We start from the raw sequence: 4,417 nt of genomic DNA on the forward strand, positions 1-4,417 counted from the left end.
CTTCTGGGACTGATAATAATCTACACTTCAATCAATATCCCGTTCTCCGTGTTTCTTCTGAAGAATTTCATTGACGGAGTCCCGAACGAGCTTTCAGAAGCAGCTAGAATCGACGGCGCTTCTCCGATGCAGATATACTGGAGAGTCGTTCTTCCCCTCATAAAACCCGCCCTTTCCATAGTGTCTATCGTAAGCTTCGTAAACGTATGGAACGATTTCTTCTTCCCGCTTATTTTCATTACGGACAGATCGAAGGCGACGATCACTCTAGCCGTTTCGATCTTCTTCGGGGAGTATGTAAACCAGTGGCATCTGTTGTTCTCAGGACTTACGCTGGCCGTCGCTCCAACGATAATACTCTTCCTGTTGTTCTCCAGGCAGTTCATAACGGGTATGACGCAGGGAGCAATAAAGTGAGGTGCCGGGCATGAAAGTTAAGCTTGGAATCGACTGTCTCATAGATAGCGACAAACTAAGAAAGGAACGGATCGGGTTGCTGACAAACTCGAGCGGCGTAAATGGAGATCTGAAAATCAATGTTGACCTGATGCTGAACGGTGGATTTAACATCGTGAAGTTGTTCGGACCCGAACACGGTATCTCGGGAGCCGCAGCCGATGGAGTTAGCGTCGACAACGCAGTGGACCCAAAGTATGAAATACCGATCTACTCTCTCTTCGGAGATGTTATACGACCAACAGAGGAAATGCTTTCCGGAATTGATGCCTTCATTTATGATATTCAAGATGTTGGACTCCGATTTTATACGTATCTCTATTCTCTTGTCTATTCAATGGAGGAGTGCTCGAAAAGGGGGATAGAGGTAGTTGTTCTCGACAGGCCGGACCCGCTTTCAAGTAAGATCGTGGGCCCCACAATAAAGAAGAGGCTAGACAGCATTGTTGGAGGGTATGGTCTTGCCTTGAGATATGGCATGACCGTTGGTGAGGTGGCAAAGTACTTCAACAAGGTCTTCGATATCGGCGCGGATCTTACAGTAGTTCCGATGGAGAATTACGAGAAGTATATGTACTATGACGAAACCGGCCACCTTTGGAGCACGCCTTCCCCGAACATACCCTCGCTAGAGCACGCAATACTCTACTCGGGCTTCTGCCTATTTGAGGGCACGAACCTATCCATGGGGCGCGGTACCGTCCATCCATTCAAATACATAGGAGCGCCATGGATCGACTCGGCGCCGCTTTATAAGGAACTGAAAGAGCATGATCATCCCGGTGTTTCCTTCAGAGAGAGGAGTTTCATTCCCGGAGCATTCAAGCTGCACGACCAGCCATGTAATGGCCTCGAGTTCTATGTTACGGATAGAAACGCAATCAAACCACTGGAACTTGCTCTTGACATCATTGCCACTCTCATGAAGCTTTGGCCGGAAAAATTCGACTGGGATGTTCATTATCACGGGACCAGCATTCCCCTAAACAAGATGTGGGACGGCAGGTACCATTTCGACCTGATTATGGGAGACGAGCATTACAGAGAAAGGCTCCTGGAAGGAGCAACGGCCGCCGAACTTTCCGGACTGTGGAAAGATGAGCAAATAGAGTTCGAGAATCTGGTGAAAGAGTTCAGGATCTATTGAGCTTCTCAAACATCTGCTCGGCTAGTATCTCATCAACATTTCCGGTGAAAAGCGAGGTTCTGTGACTGTTTATCATCTTTGAGAATCTTTCGTTGTAATAGGCGGAAGCAAAAGAGCCGCCGAAGGTGTGTATTGTGTCAACCTCTCCAGTTCTTTCAAGAACTCTGAGGGTTCTCTTGGCAAGTATTCCGATCCCTTTATCCGCTACGATCTTAACCAATTCGGAGGGATCTTTCAGAGCAACTTTACTAAAAGAAGCAATCTTTGTCTTCATGTCGGGTAGAAGCGTGAGATTGACGAGCTCTTCTATGTTATCTGTTTCAAAGAACTGGACAAGTTGATCGAAAACGGGATCGTGAGGAATAAGTCCATCCCTGTACTTTAGAGAAGCGGCGATCAGCTCTTTAGAGATCCAGTAAGCGCTTCCCTCATCATCAAAAATGTGTCCCCAACCGCCGGATTTAACCGCTACACCTGCATGGTCATGACCATAAACCGTTGAGCCAGTACCTGAAACAACAACGACACCTCTTTCTTCGCCAACCGCAGCTCTGTAAAGACCTTCAATATCCATAATTACCTCAATTTCCGAGTCTCTGAAAACAGATTCCAATGCCTGTCTCAACTTTCCTTCGCGGATTCTGTCTCCGGCACCGGAGAACGCAGCAAGTATGACGTCCGGAATCCAAATATCGTCGCGGACTAATGAGAAGATCGATATAAGATTACTGGAACTAACTGCAGTAATATTCACTCCCGTGCTATAACTCTTCCTTTTCTTTCCTTCACTTGAAATGGCAGTTACCCTAAGACTAGTTCCGCCGCCGTCCATTGCAAGTATCTTCTTGCTCATTCTACTCTCCTCACTACCTTTAGTCTGTAACGATCCCCTCTGTATACTGATTTGACTACTTCAACGCAAAGGTTCCTATTTGTAAATGTCTGTCTTTCACGAGCTATGCCGTAACTTCCCTCTTCTACATTAAGATGAAATGCCTCTTCTTTGGAAAGTCTGCAGACTTCAATGTTTTCCTGAGCGTAATCAAGGACTAATGACAGCTCATTCTTTAGAATAGCATACAGAGACTCTACACTCATATCTCTGCTGACTATGTTGAGGATCCTGATATCTGCCAGAGGATTCAAGTAAGCCATCTCAATTCCGTAGGGTTCGTCATTCAGATATCTCACTCTATGTAGAAACACTACCATACCATCGGTTGGAACACCGAAGTTTTTAGCAATATCATCAGGAGGAACAACAAGCCCAACACTCAACACTATTGAGCTGGCCCTAAGTTTTTCTCTAGCTGCCTCTTCAGTGAACCCTGTTAGCTCGCTTATGCTCTCTTCGTGTTTCTGTTCAACAACGAATGTACCACGACCCTTCGAAGACTCAATTACTGCCTCTCTCTTGAGCTCGTCAAGTGCTCTTCTCAGAGTAAGCCTACTTACGCCGAATTCATTGCATAGTTCCTTTTCGGTTGGAATCTTCTTCGAATAGACTCCCTTACTTATTCGATGCTTCAACTCCTTATAAATCCGGTAGTAAACCGGTGTACCGGTTTCTCTCAACTCACTCTTCCCAGTTCTTTGAGAGCCGAGCGCACATGGCCTCTATTATTTTTGAGCGACTCCTCGCACTTTTCCTTACCGAGTCCCGTAAGGGCCATGAGAATCGCAAGGGGGACCTCTCTGCCTGAGGCTTCAAGTATCTTCTCCGATTCTTCGTAAGAGAGATCGCTAATCTCAGAAACTATTCTAGTTGCTCTATCCACCAACTTTCGATTGAGGATCTTTACCCCTATCATGTAGTTCCCAAAGACTCTGCCAACCTTAACCATCGTGATCGTGCTGATCATATTCAAGACCATCTTCTGAGCCGTACCAGCCTTCAGCCTTGTACTGCCCGTAATGACTTCGGGACCGGTCCTGACAGCTATCGTAACATCGGCAAGCTCTGTAAGCCGGGGAGTTCCCACATTGCATATCAAGATAGTTCGGGCTCCCTGCTTTCTCGCGTACTTCAGTATTCCTTCCACATAAGGCGTCCGTCCCGATGCCGAGATCCCTACTACCGCGTCCTTTTCAGTTATACTTTCCTTTCTTGCCTCTTCCTCGCCTAACTCGATGCTGTCCTCGGCTTGCTCGACGGCGTTTGCGAGAGCTTCCTGGCCCCCGGCTATCATAGTTACGAACAGATCTTTCGAAACCCCAAAAGTGGGAACGACCTCCGCTGCATCAAGGACGCCAAGACGTCCGCTCGTGCCTGCCCCGGCATAGACAATTCTTCCTCCAAGTTCTAGAGACCTCACGCACAACTCAACCGCAGAGGCGACTTCATTTAGAACTTCTCTAACAGACAGTGGAACTGTCGCATCCTCTTCGTTCATAATCCTAAGCATCTCATACGTCGATAGTTCATCAAGATTTTTCGTTCTGGGATTAGATCCCTCTGTCTCAAGTTGATGAAACTTCACATTAGACCTCCTGCGGTATCCTTACCGGAAGTTTTCCTTGCGTTTTGATCGTGCCGCATAGAACCTTCTTAAGGCTCCTTTGCGAAACCGCTTCGTAACCGTAGCTGATTACGCAGTTCTTAACGCCTTTCAGGAAAGCATCGTATGGATTTCTCAATGCGATTACCAGTGTTCTTCCCGTTCTTTGCGAAAGCTTCAAGAGAAGCTCTCTCTGACCTTCGTGAAGGTGAGCGTTCTCCGTAAAGACCAGCCTCACACCCTTTCCAGGAGTATTGGCAGCCAGTCTGTCCGCTTCTTCAACGGTCAAATTGGCCGAGAAGTCAATTATCGGGCA

At 47.1% G+C, this 4,417-nt stretch carries 6 protein-coding genes; 2 read left to right on the forward strand and 4 right to left on the reverse strand.

What is annotated here, in order from left to right:
- Together ENN47_00150 and ENN47_00155 are read left to right on the forward strand one after the other, a co-directional pair.
- Positions 1-417: carbohydrate ABC transporter permease (locus ENN47_00150; GenBank protein HDP76601.1), on the forward strand; the 417-nt coding region annotated here is incomplete at its 5' end.
- A gap of 10 nt (positions 418-427) precedes the next feature.
- Entirely contained in the window at positions 428-1,603 is a 1,176-nt protein-coding gene (locus tag ENN47_00155) for a DUF1343 domain-containing protein (protein HDP76602.1), read from the forward strand.
- Here the strand turns inward: ENN47_00155 and ENN47_00160 are convergent.
- From ENN47_00160 to ENN47_00175, 4 genes are all read right to left on the reverse strand, one after another.
- Positions 1,590-2,456: an ATPase gene (locus ENN47_00160; protein HDP76603.1), complete on the reverse strand. Its 867-nt coding sequence runs from the start codon at positions 2,454-2,456 to the stop codon at positions 1,590-1,592. The genes ENN47_00155 and ENN47_00160 overlap by 14 nt on opposite strands.
- On the reverse strand, positions 2,453-3,178 hold the full coding sequence (locus ENN47_00165) for a GntR family transcriptional regulator (protein ID HDP76604.1): 726 nt from the start codon (positions 3,176-3,178) through the stop codon (positions 2,453-2,455). The genes ENN47_00160 and ENN47_00165 overlap by 4 nt, the downstream gene beginning before the upstream one ends.
- A complete protein-coding gene (gene murQ, locus ENN47_00170; GenBank protein ID HDP76605.1) occupies positions 3,175-4,083 on the reverse strand; it encodes an N-acetylmuramic acid 6-phosphate etherase in 909 nt (302 codons plus the stop codon). Before murQ ends, ENN47_00165 begins: the two co-directional genes overlap by 4 nt.
- 1 nt (position 4,084) lies before the next feature.
- Positions 4,085-4,417 (reverse strand): beta-N-acetylhexosaminidase (locus ENN47_00175; GenBank protein HDP76606.1); only part of this gene is annotated, 333 nt, incomplete at its 5' end.

Origin of the sequence: Mesotoga infera (genome assembly GCA_011045915.1) — a bacterium.
Lineage (GTDB): Bacteria > Thermotogota > Thermotogae > Petrotogales > Kosmotogaceae > Mesotoga > Mesotoga infera_D.

Bases quoted from the DNA above. Each gene is read 5' to 3' on its own strand.
- ENN47_00155 (HDP76602.1), top strand. From the start codon at position 428: ATGAAAGTTAAGCTTGGAATCGACTGTCTCATAGATAGCGACAAACTA.
- ENN47_00160 (HDP76603.1), bottom strand. From the start codon at position 2,456: ATGAGCAAGAAGATACTTGCAATGGACGGCGGCGGAACTAGTCTTAGG.